This window comes from Nocardioides faecalis, from assembly GCF_018388425.1.
Taxonomy (GTDB): domain Bacteria; phylum Actinomycetota; class Actinomycetes; order Propionibacteriales; family Nocardioidaceae; genus Nocardioides; species Nocardioides faecalis.
This window is the reverse complement of record NZ_CP074406.1, coordinates 1,095,449-1,111,463: the sequence shown is the minus strand read 5'-3', so window position 1 is coordinate 1,111,463 and position 16,015 is coordinate 1,095,449. Positions and strand designations below refer to the sequence as shown.

The 16,015-nt window shown below is 69.7% G+C and carries 15 protein-coding genes and 2 tRNA genes; 5 read left to right on the top strand and 12 right to left on the bottom strand.

The genetic code is table 11. The features are described 5' to 3' along the window. Positions 1-83 precede the first annotated feature (83 nt). The 5 genes from KG111_RS05105 to KG111_RS05085 all read right to left on the bottom strand — a co-directional run bounded on the left by KG111_RS05105 (position 84) and on the right by KG111_RS05085 (position 3,657). A tRNA-Glu gene (locus KG111_RS05105) sits at positions 84-156 on the bottom strand. Between the two features lie 105 nt (positions 157-261). Next, positions 262-333: transfer RNA gene (locus KG111_RS05100), tRNA-Gln, on the bottom strand. Between the two features lie 44 nt (positions 334-377). Then, positions 378-1,346 carry a CPBP family intramembrane glutamic endopeptidase gene (locus KG111_RS05095; RefSeq protein ID WP_205291759.1) on the bottom strand — a complete coding sequence of 323 codons (969 nt, stop codon included), beginning with the start codon at positions 1,344-1,346 and terminating at the stop codon, positions 378-380. A 5-nt stretch (positions 1,347-1,351) separates the two neighbouring features. Next, positions 1,352-2,848, bottom strand: a complete 1,497-nt coding sequence (gene gltX / locus KG111_RS05090; protein WP_205291760.1) for a glutamate--tRNA ligase — start codon at positions 2,846-2,848, stop codon at positions 1,352-1,354. Next, positions 2,845-3,657: a fumarylacetoacetate hydrolase family protein gene (locus KG111_RS05085; RefSeq protein ID WP_205291761.1), complete on the bottom strand. Its 813-nt coding sequence runs from the start codon at positions 3,655-3,657 to the stop codon at positions 2,845-2,847. The genes gltX and KG111_RS05085 overlap by 4 nt, the downstream gene beginning before the upstream one ends. A 32-nt stretch (positions 3,658-3,689) precedes the next feature. Here KG111_RS05085 and KG111_RS05080 point away from each other — a divergent pair, with 32 nt between their 5' ends. Both KG111_RS05080 and KG111_RS05075 read left to right on the top strand, forming a co-directional pair. Further along, complete coding sequence (locus KG111_RS05080) at positions 3,690-4,553, top strand: 3-methyladenine DNA glycosylase (protein WP_249666306.1); 864 nt, start codon at positions 3,690-3,692, stop codon at positions 4,551-4,553. A 552-nt stretch (positions 4,554-5,105) separates the two neighbouring features. Then, positions 5,106-6,065: a hypothetical protein gene (locus KG111_RS05075; protein ID WP_205291762.1), complete on the top strand. Its 960-nt coding sequence runs from the start codon at positions 5,106-5,108 to the stop codon at positions 6,063-6,065. 243 nt (positions 6,066-6,308) lie between these two features. Here the strand turns inward: KG111_RS05075 and KG111_RS05070 are convergent, their stop codons facing one another. After that, positions 6,309-7,556 carry an IS256 family transposase gene (locus KG111_RS05070; RefSeq protein WP_205293124.1) on the bottom strand — a complete coding sequence of 416 codons (1,248 nt, stop codon included), beginning with the start codon at positions 7,554-7,556 and terminating at the stop codon, positions 6,309-6,311. Positions 7,557-7,897: 341 nt separating this feature from the next. On the opposite strand from KG111_RS05070, the gene KG111_RS05065 reads away from it, so the two are divergent. Continuing rightward, positions 7,898-8,737 carry a hypothetical protein gene (locus tag KG111_RS05065; RefSeq protein WP_205290464.1) on the top strand — a complete coding sequence of 280 codons (840 nt, stop codon included), beginning with the start codon at positions 7,898-7,900 and terminating at the stop codon, positions 8,735-8,737. A 24-nt stretch (positions 8,738-8,761) separates the two neighbouring features. On the opposite strand, the gene KG111_RS05060 is transcribed toward KG111_RS05065, so the two are convergent. Further along, positions 8,762-8,965, bottom strand: coding sequence for an MJ0042-type zinc finger domain-containing protein (locus tag KG111_RS05060; RefSeq protein ID WP_205290465.1), 204 nt, complete (start codon positions 8,963-8,965; stop codon positions 8,762-8,764). A 153-nt stretch (positions 8,966-9,118) separates the two neighbouring features. On the opposite strand from KG111_RS05060, the gene KG111_RS05055 reads away from it, so the two are divergent. Next, on the top strand, positions 9,119-9,373 hold the full coding sequence (locus KG111_RS05055) for a hypothetical protein (protein WP_240195436.1): 255 nt from the start codon (positions 9,119-9,121) through the stop codon (positions 9,371-9,373). A 28-nt stretch (positions 9,374-9,401) separates the two neighbouring features. On the opposite strand, the gene KG111_RS05050 is transcribed toward KG111_RS05055, so the two are convergent. From KG111_RS05050 to KG111_RS05030, 5 genes are all read right to left on the bottom strand, one after another. Further along, positions 9,402-9,566: a hypothetical protein gene (locus KG111_RS05050; RefSeq protein ID WP_205290466.1), complete on the bottom strand. Its 165-nt coding sequence runs from the start codon at positions 9,564-9,566 to the stop codon at positions 9,402-9,404. Between the two features lie 69 nt (positions 9,567-9,635). Next, a complete protein-coding gene (locus KG111_RS05045; RefSeq protein ID WP_205290467.1) occupies positions 9,636-10,910 on the bottom strand; it encodes an HNH endonuclease signature motif containing protein in 1,275 nt (424 codons plus the stop codon). A 109-nt stretch (positions 10,911-11,019) separates the two neighbouring features. Further along, positions 11,020-12,111 carry a hypothetical protein gene (locus KG111_RS05040; protein WP_205290468.1) on the bottom strand — a complete coding sequence of 364 codons (1,092 nt, stop codon included), beginning with the start codon at positions 12,109-12,111 and terminating at the stop codon, positions 11,020-11,022. Positions 12,112-12,225: 114 nt separating this feature from the next. Continuing rightward, positions 12,226-13,125 carry a sulfite exporter TauE/SafE family protein gene (locus KG111_RS05035; protein ID WP_205290469.1) on the bottom strand — a complete coding sequence of 300 codons (900 nt, stop codon included), beginning with the start codon at positions 13,123-13,125 and terminating at the stop codon, positions 12,226-12,228. 188 nt (positions 13,126-13,313) lie between these two features. After that, a complete protein-coding gene (locus KG111_RS05030) occupies positions 13,314-14,756 on the bottom strand; it encodes an FAD-dependent oxidoreductase (RefSeq protein ID WP_205290470.1) in 1,443 nt (480 codons plus the stop codon). A gap of 48 nt (positions 14,757-14,804) precedes the next feature. Between KG111_RS05030 and KG111_RS05025 the strand changes: the two genes are divergently transcribed. Beyond that, the gene (locus KG111_RS05025) at positions 14,805-16,001 is read left to right on the top strand and encodes a CaiB/BaiF CoA transferase family protein (protein ID WP_205290471.1); all 1,197 of its coding nucleotides are present in this window, start codon (positions 14,805-14,807) and stop codon (positions 15,999-16,001) included. Positions 16,002-16,015: the final 14 nt, after the last annotated feature.

Here is a 16,015-nt window from a genome sequence, read left to right as displayed (position 1 = left end):
CTGGCGTCGCCGTTCTGCGCAGGAACGGGAAAACGACGAAGGCTCCCGGTCAGCTTCCGCCGACCAGGAGCCTTCGCTCTCGGTACCCCCGACCGGATTCGAACCGGCGCTGCCGCCGTGAGAGGGCGGTGTGCTAGGCCGCTACACAACGGGGGCCCGTCACTTGCTTCCCTTGCGGGCCGCTTGCGACTCGTGAACTCTAGCGGGGCTGTTCCGGCCGGTCCAAATCGGGCCTGCCTTCGCGGTTCTCGCTAGAACTCGCTGGTCTACTAGGACTCGAACCTAGACTAACTGGACCAGAACCAGTCGTGCTGCCAATTACACCATAGACCATGGTTTTCCGGCTTCTCTCCGGGGAGATCGACCGACCCGGAACATTACACGGGCCGCTGCCGCGGCTCCAAAATGGCCCCGCCTCCGCTTCTCGTCGTCCGGTCCAGGACCCCCATCCGGCGCGCGCCCCAGAGCGCGAGGAGCAGGTAGCCCACCGACTGCGTCAGGGTGGACAGGATGGTCCACCACGAGCCGCCGGTCGGGTTGAGCGCGGCGGTCATGTCGCCGAAGGCGAGCGCGACGCCGAAGGCGAGGAAGTTGTTCAGCACGTGCATGGCGATGCCCGCCTCCAGCCCGCCGGTGAGCAGCACCAGGGTGCCGGCGACCAGGCCGAAGGCGAACCGGTCGAAGAACACCGGAAGGTCCTGCCCCAGGCCGTGGGCGAGCGCGAAGAGCAGGGCCGGTACGACGACGGCCACCACCGCACCCAGCCGGTCCCCCCAGCGACCGAACAGGCCGCCGAACGCCTGGGTGAGGTAGCCGCGGAACACGTACTCCTCGCCCGCCGCCTGCAGCGGGGTGAGCAGGAGCACCACCAGCACGAAGTCGCGCACCGTGCTGGACCAGGGGTTCAGGCCGGTGTCGGCCTCCATGCCCTCGGTGGCCTCCACCGGCAGCAGGGCCGCCACCCCGAGGGTGAGCAGCAGCGCGAGGACGGACAGGCCCAGGCAGACCAGCAGCCACCGCCAGCGGATGCGGCCCGCCACGGACGCCAGCCAGCCGGGGCGCTGGCGGTGCAGGGCCAGCCCGACGAGCCAGACCGCCGGGATGGCCACGGCCCAGCCGAGGTTGACCAGCGCCAGGAACGCCGGGGTGACCGGGTCGCCGAGCAGCTCGTCGCCGACCTCGTCGAGCGGGGTGCCGGTCAGGAACAGCACGACCCCGACCAGCACGCTGAGCACCAGCTGGGCGCCGAAGACCAGCGCCCCCAGCATCAGCACCCCGAGGAGCGGACGCCACGGCGCGCGGGGGCCGAGCCGCTGCAGCTGGTCGTAGCGCAGGCCGGCGTCCATGCCGCTCAGCCGAGGGCGCGCTGCAGCCGGGCCAGGCTGCGCTCGCGGCCGAGCAGCTCCATCGACTCGAACAGCGGCGGCGAGATCCGCCGGCCCGTGACGGCCACCCGGACCGGTCCGAACGCGTTGCGCGGCTTGAGCCCGAGGCCCTCGACCAGCGCCGTCTGCAGCGCGGTCTGGATCGCCTCGGTGGACCACGTGGACAGCCCCGTCAGGGCGTCGTACGACGCACGCACGACCTCGAGGCCCTTGTCGTCGAGCAGCTTGGCCGCGTCGGTCTCGTCGACGCTGAACTCCTCGTCGGCGACGAAGAGGAAGCCGAGCATCGCGCTGGCCTCGGCGAGCTTGTTGATCCGCTCCGCGACCAGGGGCATCGCCAGCTCGAGCAGCTGCGCGTCGGCGTCGGTGACCGGGTCGGAGACGACGCCGTCGCGCTTGAGGAACGGCAGCGCGCGGTGGGTGATCTCGTCGGTGGACAGCCGCCGCATGTGGGCGGCGTTGATCGCGTCGGCCTTCTTCAGGTCGAAGCGGGCCGGGTTCGGCACCACGTCGCGGATGTCGAAAGCGGCGACCATCTCGTCGAGGGTGAAGATGTCGCGGTCGGCGGCGATCGACCAGCCGAGCAGCGCCAGGTAGTTCAGCAGGCCCTCCGGCAGGTAGCCCTGGTCGCGGTAGGCCAGCGCGTGCGCCTCCGGGTCGCGCTTGGAGAGCTTCTTGTTGCCCTCCCCCATCACGTAGGGCAGGTGGCCGAACTGCGGCGTCACCTTCGCGATGCCGATCTCCTTGAGCGCCTCGTAGAGGGCGATCTGGCGCGGCGTGGAGGACAGCAGGTCCTCACCGCGCAGCACGTGGGTGATCTCCATGAGCGCGTCGTCGACCGGGTTGACCAGCGTGTACAGCGGGTCGCCGTTGGCGCGGCACAGCGCGTAGTCCGGCACGAACTCGGTCTCGAAGGTGACCTCGCCGCGGACCAGGTCGTCCCAGGTGATCGAGCCGTCGGGCATCCGGAACCTGACGACCGGCTTGCGGCCCTCGGCGACGAACGCGGCGACCTGCTCCTCGCTGAGCTCGCGGCAGAAGCCGTCGTAGCCCTGCACCTTGGAGCCGGCGGCCTTGCGGCGTGCGGCGGCCTCGTCGTTGGTGCAGTAGCAGTCGTAGGTGAACCGGCTCTCGCGCAGCCGCGCCAGCGCGTCGGCGTACAGCTCGCCACGCTCGCTCTGCTTGTACGGCCCGTGCGGGCCGCCGACCTCCGGGCCCTCGTCCCAGGTCAGGCCGAGCCAGTGCATCAGCTCGATGATCGAGTGGAGCGACTCGTCCGTGCTGCGCTCGCGGTCGGTGTCCTCGATGCGGAAGACGAACGTGCCGCCGTGGTGGCGGGCGAAGGCCCAGTTGAACAGCGCCGTGCGGATCAGGCCGACGTGCGGGCTGCCGGTCGGCGAGGGGGCGATCCGGACCCGGACGCCGTCGATGGTCGAGCCTGCTGAGCCAGTCGAGTCCGTCATGCGCGTGCTTCCACCTTGTTCGTGAGGGTTCCCAGGCCGTCGATGGAGATCTCCACCTCGTCACCGACCTGGAGCGGGCCGACACCCTCGGGGGTGCCGGTGAGGATGACGTCGCCGGGCAGCAGCGTCATCACGCTGCTGACGTAGGCGATGAGCGTCGGGATGTCGTGGATCATGTCGGCGGTCGTGCCGTCCTGCACGACGTCGCCGTTGACGAAGGTCTGGACGCGGCGCCCCTCGTTGAAGTCGTGGGGGTCCAGGTCGGTCTCGATCCACGGCCCGAGCGGGCAGAACGTGTCGAAGCCCTTGGCGCGGGTGAACTGCACGTCGGAGGCCTGCAGGTCGCGCGCCGTCACGTCGTTGGCGATGGTGTAGCCGTGGATGACGTCGGTCGCCTTCTCGGCGGGGACGTCGCGGCAGATCCGGCCGATCACGACGGCGAGCTCGCCCTCGTAGTGCACGTTGGTCGACTGGCGCGGGTAGGCGATGGCGTCGCCGGGGCCGATCACGCTCGTGTTGGGCTTGAGGAAGATCAGCGGCTCGGCGGGCGCCTCGCTGCCCATCTCGGCAGCGTGCGCGGCGTAGTTCTTGCCGATCCCGACGACCTTGCTGCGCGGCAGCACCGGCGCCAGCAGCCGCACGTCGGCGAGGCTGTACTCCTTGTCGAGCAGCTTGAGACCGACGTAGAGCGGGTCCCCGGCGAGGCCGACGATCACCGCGTCCTCGGCCGGCTGGCCGTAGTCGTCGAGGTCGCCGGTGAGGACGCCGTAGGAGGGGTCCTCACCCTGGGTGAATCTGACGATGCGCACCTGCCGAGCCTATCGACCTAGCATCGTGCGTCGTGAATGCGCAGGAGTGGCGGGAACGGGCAGCGGCACACGCCCAGCGCATCGACGCCTACGTCGCCCCTCACCTGGCGCGGCGCGAGGCCCACGTGAAGCACCCGGTCTTCGACTTCCTGTTCACCTACTACTCCCACCGGCCGGCCCAGCTGCGCCGCTGGCACCCCGGGTTCGGGGTCGAGGTGCCGGCCGAGCACGCGGCCGACCACCTGGGCGCGAAGGCGTACGAGGCCACGGCCGGCGGCGGGGCGAGCGTCGCGGCGTCGTACGTGATGGGCCAGCGGCCGCTGCTGCTCGCACTGCACCGGCTGCTGCGCGCCACCGCGGACCGCACGCCGCACTTCGGCTGCTTCGGGCTGCACGAGTGGGCGATGGTCTACCGGCTCACCGAGGACCAGACGCGGCACGCGGACTGGCCGCTGCGCCTCGGCGCCGCCGGCACCGACGAGGTCGTCGAGGGCCACAAGATCGCCTGCTCGCACTTCGACGCCTACCGGTTCTTCACTCCCCCGGCACGCCCCCTGAACACCCTCTCCCCCGGCCGCGACGACCGCGCGGACTTCGAGCAGCCGGCCTGCCTGCACGCCGGGATGGACCTGTACAAGCACGCCTTCCGGCTCTCCCCGATGATCTGCTCGGACCTCGTCGCCGAGGCCTTCGAGCTGGCTTGGGACATCCGCACCCTCGACATGCGCGCGGCGCCGTACGACCTGGCGGACCTGGGGTTCGAGCCGGTGCGGATCGAGACGCCGGAGGGCAAGGCCGAGTACGTCGCCGCGCAGCGCGACTTCGCCGAGCGGGCGGCGCCGCTGCGCTCGCGGCTGATCGCCGAGTGCGAGTGGCTGCTGGCTGTCACGCAGTAACGGGCTCGTTGCCGGGCGGATCAGGCCCCTAGAAGCCACGCCGAACCAGGTCCCGGGACAGACCATGTTGATGCCTGATGGGCAGCGAGTGATGATCGGACCGCCGCACGCCTCCGGCCCGGAGTCCCACATTCTCCGCGCAGCGCGACCCATGTGGTCGAGCATCAGCACGACGGGCACGAGATGGCCTCTGGCGAGAGATGACGGACATCAGCGGGAAGTCGCGAACTGGTGGTGACGCCGGTCGGCCTCAACGTGAACCGCCCGCAAAGGACTCCGATAAATCCGCCGACGGGGGCAGCGACCGGCATGGCGCCGTTGACGCCGGGGAGGACCCGGTGCGTGTCGAGGTTTCTCCTTGCTCGCGAGCGAGACCGTGCGGCCCACCGAAAGGCCTCGCGCCGACGGGTCTTGACGGGAGCCGGATACGGCGCCAAGTAGTCTCCCAGCCCGCAACGCCGCGCCGCTGATCTCTCCCGTGCTGGCCTAGTGCCCTGACCAGCGATGTGATTCCGCCCCGCAAGGCGGGTGGCGGGCCATAGGCTGGCGCCCATGCCGCCAGCGATCCCTTATGGCGGCCCCGCAATGGCAACCTGCGAGAAAAGTTCAGGGCGCTTGCGCACCGCGCTGCTTCGAAGCGGTGTTGTCGGGGCCCTCGCGCTGGGGTTGATGGGCTGCAGTTTTGGTGACGGCGACTTGGGGCCTGCTGGCTGCCCCGAAGGGGCGGTGGAGACGCTGCGGTCCTACGATCCCGACCAAACTGTTGCCGGCGCGCAGGTCACGCTGGCGAGCATAGGGCTTGAAGGTCTCGATGATCTCGTCGCGTGCACGCTGCGCATTGACACCACCGACGACGGCGCCCGCGCGTACGTCATCATGCGCTCCAACGTGTCCGTGCCCACCGTCCAGCGACGGTTGAACGAGAACGGGGCACCACCTGTGGGCAGAAGCCCCGCCCTCCTTCCGGGGGTCCCAATCGGGCACCTCTATTCCACGGAAGCAGGCACGGCCGAGTCCGTGTGGCGCTTCGATTCGCCGGCGCTGGTACCGGCAGACACTGCCCTGGTCGTTGCCCGACTGAACATTCCCGTTGTCGAGAAAGAGTGCCGCAAGCGGTACGCCCCGCAGCCCTTCAGACCGATCGAGGCGAAGCAAGAACTACCGCAACCGAAACGGAAAATCCGTGTCTGCGCACCGCCGCCCGCCAAGAACGCCGAGAGTGAACCAGATGACCCCGATGCCCCGTTCTGGACACAGGGCACAGCGAAGAAGCGCCGGGAGCCAGCGCCCTGGGAGCACACGGAGCCCGACGCCCCAGACACGCCGTTCGAACCCCCGTCAGTTCCGCCCGGCCCAGACCCTTGGCGTGAACCCGAAGACGTCCCCGGGGCGTGCCGGGACGTGACCTCGTACGACTACAACTGGGACAACGACGTGCTCTGCACCCGTTCCGACGGGTCTCAGTTCTACACCAGCTACGAGGGGGCTGACGCGTTCCTCGGACGCTACTGAAACCTCTCGAGCTTCGCTCCGCCAGGGCGAGGCTCTGTGATCTGGAGGACAGACTCTGGCGCCGTCGAGAACCACTAGTTGGCCCATGTCGAGCGCACTCCATATCGCCTCGAACGGGTCAGGAGCCGGGGGAAGACCTTACGTTGACTCGCGGAACAGCGCCGCTCGCCGTCTAGCGTGCTGCGTCCCCTAGCGGTCAAGTCCCCGGTAGTGGTGTAGCGCTGCGTTCTCCTTCTTGATGGTTCAGGCGGTCAGGGCGGGCAGTTGATCAGCTCCGATCTCGGGTTCGGTGGTGGGAACGAGGTTGACGCGGCAGCGGGCGAGGAGGTCGAGTCCGAGGTAGCGGCGGCCTTCGGCCCACTCATCGGTCTGCTCGGCCAGGACAGCACCGACCAGGCGCACGATGGCCTCGCGGGTGGGGAAGATCCCCACGGCGTCGGTGCGGCGTCGGATCTCGCGGTTGAGGCGCTCGGCCGGGTTGTTGGACCAGATCTGGGTCCACACGTCCTTGGGGAACTCGGTGAACGCAAGGATGTCGGCACGCGCCACGTCGAGGTGGTCGTGGACTTCGGGCAGCTTGTCGTCGACGTAGTCCAGGAGCCGGTCGAACTGGGCGTGTACCGCCGGCCGATCTGGCTGGTCGTAGACGCTGTGCAGCATCGCCTTCACCGCCGGCCACATCGCTTTCGGGGTGGCGGACATGAGGTTGGCGGCGTAGTGGGTGCGGCAGCGTTGCCAGGCGGCGCCGGGCAGGTTGGCCGCGACCGCCTCGACCAGCCCTTGGTGGGCGTCTGAGGTGACCAGCCGGACCCCGGTCAGGCCGCGGGCGACGAGGTCGGCGAAGAACTCGTTCCACGCCGCCCCGGTCTCACTGGTAGCCACGCGCATGCCGAGAACCTCGCGGTGCCCATCACCATTGACGCCGGTCGCGAGCAGCACCACGGCGTTGATGACCCGGCCGCCCTCGCGGACCTTCATCGTCAGCGCGTCGGCGGCGACGAAGGTGAACGGGCCGGCGGTGTCGAGGGGTCGGTGGCGGAACTCCTCGACGTGCTCGTCGAGCTCGGCGGCCATCCGCGACACCTGGGACTTGCTCAACGAGTCGATGCCCAGGCTCTTGACCAGCTTGTCCATCCGCCGCGTGCTTACGCCGGCGAGGTAGCAGTCAGCCACCACGGTGATCAGCGCGGACTCCGAGCGCTTGCGGCGCTCGAGGAGCCACTCCGGGAAGTAGGTGCCCTTCCTGAGTTTGGGGATCGCGACGTCGATGGTGCCAACCCTGGTGTCCAGCGGGCGGCGGCGGTAGCCGTTGCGCTGCGCGACCCGACCCGGATCCGGGCGGCCATACTCGGCGCCGACCACCGCGTCGGCGTCGGCGGACAACAGTGCGTTGATGATCGTCTGCAGCAGGCTGCGCATCAGATCCGGACTCGCCTCAGCCAGGGCTTCACCAAGCAGGCCAGCAGGGTCGACAATGTGTGGTGCGGTCATCGTGATGACTCCGTTCGAGGGTGCTGTGAGAGGTTCACTCGAAGGATCACGCGGTGGCCGCATCTACGTCTTCCGTACACGCCGATGACGATCCCGGCGACCGCGCTACACCACTATCGGGGACTCAACTCCCCTAGCGACCTAGCACCGTGCGTCGTGAATGCGCAGGAGCGGGCAGCGGCACACGCCCGGCGCATCGACGGCTACGTCGTCGGACATCTCGCGCGGCGCGAGGCCCACGTGAAGCACCCGGTCTCGGTTCGTGCAGCAGACCCGTCCGTCCACTCCTGCGCTCACCTAAGTTGCATCACCACATCGACCATCTCGGGCACACTTCTGGCATGCAAGACGATCTGGACATCAGGATGCTTGAGTTCATTTACGACGCCTGCGAAGCATCCGGTGGCCCCGCTGACGCCTTCGGCGCTTGGGGGACGGCCGACACCGACGACCTGGGCCGTGCAACAGCCGCCAGCCTCAAGGATCGCGGCCTGATCCGTGCCGATCTCCGAATGGTTGCGGGTTACTACATCGAACCCGAGGGCCGCAGAATCGTCCAAGAGGCACGCTCCAGGCGAACCGATCGGGCATACCGACGTAGCGAGTGCCGTACCCAACTCCTCAGGTGGGCGGACACTGGGGGTCGCCTTGCGCGTCGCGACTTCCCCGGCAGCGCGGACGGCCTCCCATTCTCTATGGAGGAAAGTGCCCAGGCTGCCGAGTACCTAATGCAGAAAGGTCTCCTGATATCCGGCAACGCATGGGGCGAACCGCACTTCCAGTTCGAGATCACAGAGTTCGGACGAGAGTGTATTGACTCCGGCTCGTCGATCACCGAGTTCCTCAAGCCCGCCCTCACGTCCGTCGGCCCCACGATCAACGTCCACGGAACGGGTAACAACGTCGCCGCCGCACTCGGCAGGCACAGCACCGCGACGGCAACGATGGAGTCCTTCGATCACGAAGCAGCGATCCAGGTCGCCGAAGCAATCCGCCAAGCCCTGAGCGTGCTGAGCCTTCCTCCCGAGACCGAGGACCTCCTCGATGACATCACGCAACGCGAAGACCCGTCGCGGGCTCAGCGAGCCTTGGCCCGGCTGTACCCGTTCCTCGGCGAATTGAGCACTGGGGCGCTGGGCGGCGTCCTCGGAAACGCAGCAAGCGGCGCGCTCGGCATCTGACCACCGCTCTACTGGCGCAGTAGATCAACGGCGTTTGCCGAGGTTCTTGAGCGCCTTGTCGAGGTCGTCCATCGACCGCTGCGCCTGACGGGCACCACGCCCCTCATCCACGAGCGTGATGGCATGGCCACGAGGGCACCGCACTGTGCGCCCGTTAGCCACGTCGCGCATGGTCACAGTCAGGGCCGACTCGCACTCAGGGCAATTGATATCGACTTTCAGATCCATCAGATTCTCCTTACAGGTGGTGGGCGTCACACTCTGCCGCAGGGCTCCGACGCAATCGCCACTCCGTCAGATCCGGTCCCCAGCGCCGTATCGCAGAAGCCTGCGGATCGCGTGAGAAGGGACCTGTACAGGCACGCCTTCCGGCTCTCGCCGATGATCTGCTCCGACCTCGTCGCCGACTGCTTCGAGCTGGCCTGGGACATCCGCACCCTCGACATGCGCGCGGCGCCGTACGACCTGGCGGACCTGGGGTTCGAGCCGGTGCGGATCGAGACGCCGGAGGGCAAGGCCGAGTACGTCGCCGCACAGCGCGACTTCGCCGAGCGGGCGGCGCCGCTGCGGGCCGCCCTGATCGCGGAGTGCGAGCGACTGCTGGCGGTGCAGGCAGCCGTGGGATCGCCTGCCTAGGCGGAACCTCGAGGGGCCAGCCCTGCCCTCACCTCGTGCGGGCGACCTCCGTGAACGCCGCTTCGTCCGAGGCCAAGGGCTCCGGCTCACGGTCCTCATGGACCTGCTGCACGTCCGTGGACAGCGACAGCGCGACCGGTGCCCGGTGCCGCGAGAGAGGCAGGACGCCGTACGGGCGCCAGGGGGCGCGCATGCTCGGAGTCTGCCTGCGGTCCTCATCCTGCGGCGCGCGTTGGGCGCTGATCGGGACCGTCCCGACTCGTCAGGAGCGCTTGGTGAACCGGTAGTCGCCGTTGGGCAGGACCTGCATCGTGTAGGTGGGGTCGTGGGCGCGATGGTGATGGTGGCTGCACAGACAGACGCCGTTGGTGAGGTCGGTGGGCCCGCCGTGGGACCAGGGTTGGAGGTGGTGGGCCTCGGTCCAGGCAGCGGGGATGGTGCAGCCTTCGGCGCGGCAGCGGCGGTCGCGGGCTTTGAGGGCTTTGCGTTGGGCCTTGGTGAACAGGCGTTGGGCTCGACCCTGGTCGAGGACCTCGGATCTACCGCCGAGCACCTGGGGAATGATCGCGGCCTGGCAGGCCAGCCTGCGCGCTTCGCTCGCGGAGATGGGGTCGGCGCCGCCACCGGTGAGCGTGATCGCGGTGGCGAGGTCGGTGAGCAGCTGCTCGTGGGACAGCGTGACGATCACGGTGGTGGCGTCCCCGCCGTGCTCGGGCAGCCGGTCGGGGTCGATGAGGTCGAGCAGGGCCTCGAACGCGTGGGCGTTCGCGCGGTGCCGCGGAAGGAACTCTCCGGTGCCGCTGCTCGATCCGCGCCGATCGCCACTCCCGTCGTCTGGTGTGGGTTGGCGGGGTGAGGTGTAGGCGTCGAGGTAGGTCCGCAACCGGTTCGCGACCGTGGTCGGAAGCACGCCGGACAGGCGCGTGCGGCCGTCGCCGAGGTCCCTCAGGCTCAGCGTGGCCTTCTCGCGGGCGCGGCGTTCCTCGTCCTCGAGTCGCTTTCCTTCCTCGGCGTCGGCGACGTCGGGGGCGACGACCTCGAGGATGCGCCGCGCCAGACGCCGCAGGTCCTTGGGACCGAACTCGGTGCAGTAGCCGACCAAGGTCAGCTCCGCACCGGCGACGGTCTCGGGTCCGAGCTCGGTGGGCAGCTCGTCGAGGCCCGTGGTGATGACGCGAGCCTGCGCCGCCGAAACCCGCCCCTCCCGCATGCCCGCCGCCACTACAGGCCGGTGCTCGAGCGCTTTCGCCAGCTTCCAGTCCGCTCGTGCCGTTTGTGGGTCGGTGTGGGTGGCGTGGGCGATCCAGGCGCCGGCATCGCGGACGCCGTGCACTGCCGCGACGTCGTCCGCCGAGGCCAACACCCGCAGCCTCAGCTCGGCGACCTGCGCCTCAACCCGGGTGAGCTCACGCAGCGCGGCTTCCTTGTCGGCAGTCGCCATGAACAGCGACTCGACGTCCGCCACCTCGCCCAGGACCCGACGCATCTGCCCGGCAGCCTCCAGCACGGGGTGGCGGGTGAGAACACCAGCGGTCACTGCGATCGACCTCCCCGGAACGGTGGGTCACACGTCGAGCGGGAGCGCTCGACCTACGGTCGATCCTACCATTAATCGAACATGTGTTCTAGTGCGAGAGGCGCACTTTTCACTGTTCTTGCCCGGCACTGCCGCCGTCGGCGACAGGCTTGACTGTGGTCGCAGCGGACGCCGTCGGCTCCGCGCCGTCTTGTGACGACAAGGCGGTCGAGGACAGGTCGGGACGAACACTGCCCGGAGGGTCGACCTCTTCGCGCAGCTTCGGCGGCGCCGCAGACCACGCCTTGAGGTTCTGCACGACCCCCTCATAGAAGGTGTCCACTGCGACGATGACCGAGTCGATGAAGGCGCCTCGTCCACGCCCGCGCTTCGTGCCCATCGGCGACGTCTGCGCGATGGCGAACGCCTTGAGATCGCGGCTTCCGTCCTGGACGAGCGCAGCCGGGTCCTCGCGCACGACGCTCAACGGCTCGGCCATACCCGGCCCCCGCTGGTTCACCACGGACGCCTCGATCCGCAGCGTTCCGGGCGCCTCGCGCAGCTGCCGGACGAGCCAGTTGACCCTCGTCGTCGGCCGCCCCGCCTTCGGCGCCTCGACCGTGAGCTCACACGTCACCTTGCCCGAGCGAAGATCCGCGACGACCTTGATGTCGCCGACGGTGTCAGGGATCCGGATGAGTCCCTCGAGCGTTCCCGTGTCGGCGAGCAGGCTCTTGAGTGCTTGGGCCCGCAGGCTCGGGTCGGCACGTTCCTTGCGACTCAGCTGCACCGTGACATCGGTCCCCAACCGGCGCCCCAAGTGCAGGGCGACGTATCGCAGCAATGCGTCGAATCGGGCAACGACATCAGGGACGGACCTGTCCGAGGCTCGCAACGTCCCCGCTGCGACCGCCTCACGCACCCCGACCCAGTCGCCACCCATGTCGTCGAACTCCAGCGCGCCGGACTTCGGGTGCTCGAGGTACCGGATCAGCTCACCGAGGATCCAAGCTTGTTCCGGGTCCGACACACCGCGATGCTCCTTCTGCAGGACCGCCGCACTGAGCAGGTCCGCCCAGGAAAGGTGCCTCAAGGCGTTCTTGCCGGTCTTCACCTCGACGAGAGCGACCCAGGTCCGGGCGCCCCGCTTCACCCTGATCAGCCCGTCGGGTCGCCACTCCTTGTCCCCCAGCTTGAACGACACCTCGATGAAGGTCTCCACGTTCCCGGCGGGTGCACCGAGCGGCGCCGACACCGCACGTCGCTTCGGCCATGCGCGGGAGCGTACGACGCGACGAGCCCCGGAGGCGTGGAACGCGGAAAGGAGGCGCCGGCGTCAGTCGACCGCGACGCGGGTCTCGTCCACCACGGGGTCGGCCTCGCGCTTCTCACGGCCCCAGGCACCCCACGCCAGCCGGCCGACGAGCGCCAGCCAGGCCACCATGAGCACGGCGTCGAGCCAGCCGGGGAGGTCGCCCAGGGCGTCGATGATGGTCACGGCGTTCACCAGGATCACCATGCCGCCGACCAGCGTGCCCATGGGCGCGTGCGGCAGCCGGCCGGCGAGCCGGGCCGCGATCGGCGCGGCGATGACGCCGCCGACGATCAGACCGATGACCGGTAGCCAGGGGATGTCCTGGTGCACGGCGCCGGTGATGAAGCCGCTGGAGACCGACAGCGCGACGATGAACTCGGCCGCGTTCGTCGTACCGACGACCTTGCGGGGCTCGTGGCGGGTCACCGTCATCAGGCTGGGCGTGACCACCGGCCCCCAGCCCCCGCCGCCAGTGGCGTCGACGAAGCCGCCGAGCAGGCCGATCGGCCCCAGCCAGCGCAGCGTGCTGCCGGACTTGGGCACCGGGATGATCCGGAGGCCGAAGCCGAAGCGCACCAGGATCACGAAGCCGAAGAACAGCAGCAGGGCCGCCATCGAGGACTTGGCCGCGGCCAGGCTGATCGAGGTCAGCACCACCGCGCCGAGGAAGCCGCCGATGGCACCGGGGATCGCAACCCGGATCAGCACCTTGCGGTCGACGTTGCCGGCACGCCAGTGGGAGAGCCCGGAGACCAGTGTGGTGGGCATCTTCGCCACGTGCGTCGCAGCGCTCGCGGTCGCCGGCGCGACGCCCAGGGCGAGCAGCACGGTGGCGGAGGTGACCCCGAAACCCATGCCGAGGGTGCCGTCGACCAGCTGCGCCAGTCCACCGGCGAGCGCGAAGGCAGCCAGCAACCACATGAGGACCTCGCAAGTGCTGATCGATGAGAAACTTTACCGATCAGGTTGCCATACAAGACCTTCCACCGCGAAGCCGGCGCGAACGACGGACACCCGCCCCGCCCGGAGGGCTGAGGCGGGTGTCCAGTGACACTCAGATGCGACTCAGGCGCGACGCAGATGAGCCGCGGGCGAGGCCCAGGCGAGGTTCACGCGGTGACCGGTGCCGCGACCTGGCTGGCCAGCCGGGCACCGAGCAGCCGGCCCAGGGTCAGCGCGGGCGTCAGCAGCATGCCGGAGCAGAAGCTGTTGCCGCAGGTGGCGCCGGCGCCGATGACCTCGCCGACGGCGTACAGGCCCGAGATGGTGCTGCCGTCCTCGGCGCGCACCCCGCAGTCGGCGTCGATGTCGAGGCCGACGAAGGTGACCAGGGTGATCGCGTGGTTGCGGATCGCATAGAACGGCCCGGCCGCGATCGGGGCGGGCAGGTGCACTCGGCCGAACTTCTCGTCGACGCCCGCCGCCACCGCCGCGTTGTACGACGCCACCTCCGCCTCGAGCCCGGCCGGGTCGATGCCCGCCTTGGCCGCGAGCTCACCGATCGTGGCGGCGGAGTGCACGCCGGGCCGGGTGTTGGCCATGGCACGCACCTCGTCGGGCTCCTTGCCGACCACGATCTGCAGGTCGCCGGTCGCCTGGGCGAGCGCCGCGTCGTCGAAGACGGTCCAGAACGTCTGGTCACCGACGCCGACCAGGGCGCGCTCCTTCTCGTCGATGGACTCCTCGTCCTCGGCGATCCAGCGCTTGCCGTCGCGGTCGACGTAGATCTCCCACGGCGGTCGCTCGCTGGTCAGGCGCTGCCGGTCGTTCCAGTTGGCCCGGCCCGGGGAGACCGGGTCGGGCAGGCCGCCGAAGGTGGGCAGGTAGGTGCCCTCCCCCTGCAGCGCGGCGCCCACGGACATGCCGAGGTGGATGCCGTCGCCGGTGGAGGTCTTGGCGGCCGCGGAGACCAGCGGCGCGCCGTGCATCTCGGTGAACAGCTCGGGGTCGGCGCCGTACCCGCCGGTGGCGAGGACGACGGCGCGGGCGCGGACCTGCTCGTCCTTGCCGGAGCGGTCCAGGTGCACCCCGGCGATCCCGTCGGCGCCTTCGACGAGGTCGACCACGGCCGCGCCGAGCCAGACCTCGAGGTCGGCCTCGGCCTGGGTCGCCTCGAGCTCGGCCTCGAGGACGGTGAGGATCGACATCCCCTCGTCGACGCCGTAGTAGGTGCGGGCGGTGCGGTAGGGCTCGTGGCCGTAGACGATGCGCGGGGTCTCCGGGGAGAAGTTGAAGCCGGCGTCGGCGAGCCAGGCGATGGTGCCGGGGGCGTGCGCGGTCACGGTGCCCACCAGGTCCTCCCGCGCGCTGCCCCGGCTGATCCGGCGGACGTCCTCGAGGTGGGCCTCGGGTGAGTCCTCGATGCCGAGCGCCGCTTGCTGCGGCGTGCCGCCCGCGGCAAGGTGGCCCCCGCTGAGGTGCAGCGTGCCTCCCAGGCGGCGGTCCTTGTCCACCAGCAGCACCTTGGCCCCGCCGCGTGCGGCGTGGATGGCGCAGGCCATCCCAGCAGCACCGGCTCCGACGACGACGACGTCCACCTCAGTCACAGTCATAGATGATATATGATCGGCTGACCTGATCCCCACCCCCCGAGGACGAACATGACCCAGGGTCCCCTGACCGGTATTCGAGTCCTGGACGCATCCACCATCCTCGCCGGGCCGCTGGCCTGCCAGATCCTCGGCGACTTCGGTGCGGACGTGATCAAGATCGAGCACCCCAAGGCCGGGGACGGCATGCGCGGCCACGGCCCTGCCAAGGACGGCACGCCGATCTGGTGGAAGGAGATCAGCCGCAACAAGCAGACCCTCGGGCTCAGCCTCTCCAACCCCGACGGCGCCGACATCTTCAAGGCGCTGGCCTCCCAGGCCGACGTGGTGGTGGAGAACTTCCGTCCCGGCACCCTGGAGCGCTGGGGCATCGGCCCCGAGGTGCTGCACGAGCTCAACCCCGGCCTGATCGTGCTCCGGGTGACCGGGTTCGGCCAGAAGGGCCCCTACTCCTCGCGCGCCGGCTTCGGCACCCTCGCCGAGGCGATGAGCGGCTTCGCGCACCTGACCGGTGAGGCCGACGGCCCGCCCACCCTGCCGGCCTTCGGCCTGGCGGACTCCATCGCCGGCATCGCCGCCTCCTCCGCGGTCTCGATGGCGCTCTTCGCCCGCGAGCGCAACGGCGGCAAGGGCCAGGTCATCGACCTCGACCTGCTCAGCCCGCTGATGACCGCGGTCGGCCCCGGCCCCACGGTCTACCAGCAGACCGGCGAGGTCGGCATGCGCCACGGCAACCGCTCCACCAACAACGCCCCGCGCAACACCTACCGCACCTCCGACGACCAGTGGGTCGCCATCTCCACCAGCGCCCAGGCCATCGCCGAGCGGGTGATGCGCCTGGTCGGGCACCCCGAGGTCATCGACGAGCCCTGGTTCGCCGCCGGCCACAGCCGGGCACAGCACGCCGACGAGCTCGACGAGATGGTCGGCTCCTGGATCGCCGCCCGCACCCGCGAGGAGGTCGTCGACGCCTTCACCGAGGCCGGTGCCGCGATCGCGCCGATCTACACCGCCCAGGACCTCGTCGAGGACCCGCACGTGCGCGAGACCGAGATGCTCGTCGAGGTCGAGGACGCCGACTTCGGCCGCGTCCTGCAGCACAACGTGATGTGGCGGATGTCGGAGACGCCGGGCTCGATCCGGTTCACCGGCCGGGACCTCGGCGCCGACACCGACGTCGTGCTGGACAGCCTCGGGATCACCCCCGAGGACGTCGCGGAGCTCCGCTCCCGCGGCGCCGTCCGCTGAGCCCGCCAGCACGC

What these genes read in the sequence shown, in the direction of transcription:
- KG111_RS05035 (WP_205290469.1), bottom strand. Translation starts at nt 13,125, where the DNA reads ATGTGGTTGCTGGCTGCCTTCGCGCTCGCCGGTGGACTGGCGCAGCTG.
- gltX (WP_205291760.1), bottom strand. Translation starts at nt 2,848, where the DNA reads ATGACGGACTCGACTGGCTCAGCAGGCTCGACCATCGACGGCGTCCGG.
- KG111_RS05025 (WP_205290471.1), top strand. Translation starts at nt 14,805, where the DNA reads ATGACCCAGGGTCCCCTGACCGGTATTCGAGTCCTGGACGCATCCACC.
- KG111_RS05070 (WP_205293124.1), bottom strand. Translation starts at nt 7,556, where the DNA reads ATGACCGCACCACACATTGTCGACCCTGCTGGCCTGCTTGGTGAAGCC.
- KG111_RS05030 (WP_205290470.1), bottom strand. Translation starts at nt 14,756, where the DNA reads ATGACTGTGACTGAGGTGGACGTCGTCGTCGTCGGAGCCGGTGCTGCT.
- KG111_RS05055 (WP_240195436.1), top strand. Translation starts at nt 9,119, where the DNA reads ATGATCTGCTCCGACCTCGTCGCCGACTGCTTCGAGCTGGCCTGGGAC.
- KG111_RS05065 (WP_205290464.1), top strand. Translation starts at nt 7,898, where the DNA reads ATGCAAGACGATCTGGACATCAGGATGCTTGAGTTCATTTACGACGCC.
- KG111_RS05050 (WP_205290466.1), bottom strand. Translation starts at nt 9,566, where the DNA reads ATGCGCGCCCCCTGGCGCCCGTACGGCGTCCTGCCTCTCTCGCGGCAC.
- KG111_RS05060 (WP_205290465.1), bottom strand. Translation starts at nt 8,965, where the DNA reads ATGGATCTGAAAGTCGATATCAATTGCCCTGAGTGCGAGTCGGCCCTG.
- KG111_RS05095 (WP_205291759.1), bottom strand. Translation starts at nt 1,346, where the DNA reads ATGGACGCCGGCCTGCGCTACGACCAGCTGCAGCGGCTCGGCCCCCGC.
- KG111_RS05075 (WP_205291762.1), top strand. Translation starts at nt 5,106, where the DNA reads ATGCCGCCAGCGATCCCTTATGGCGGCCCCGCAATGGCAACCTGCGAG.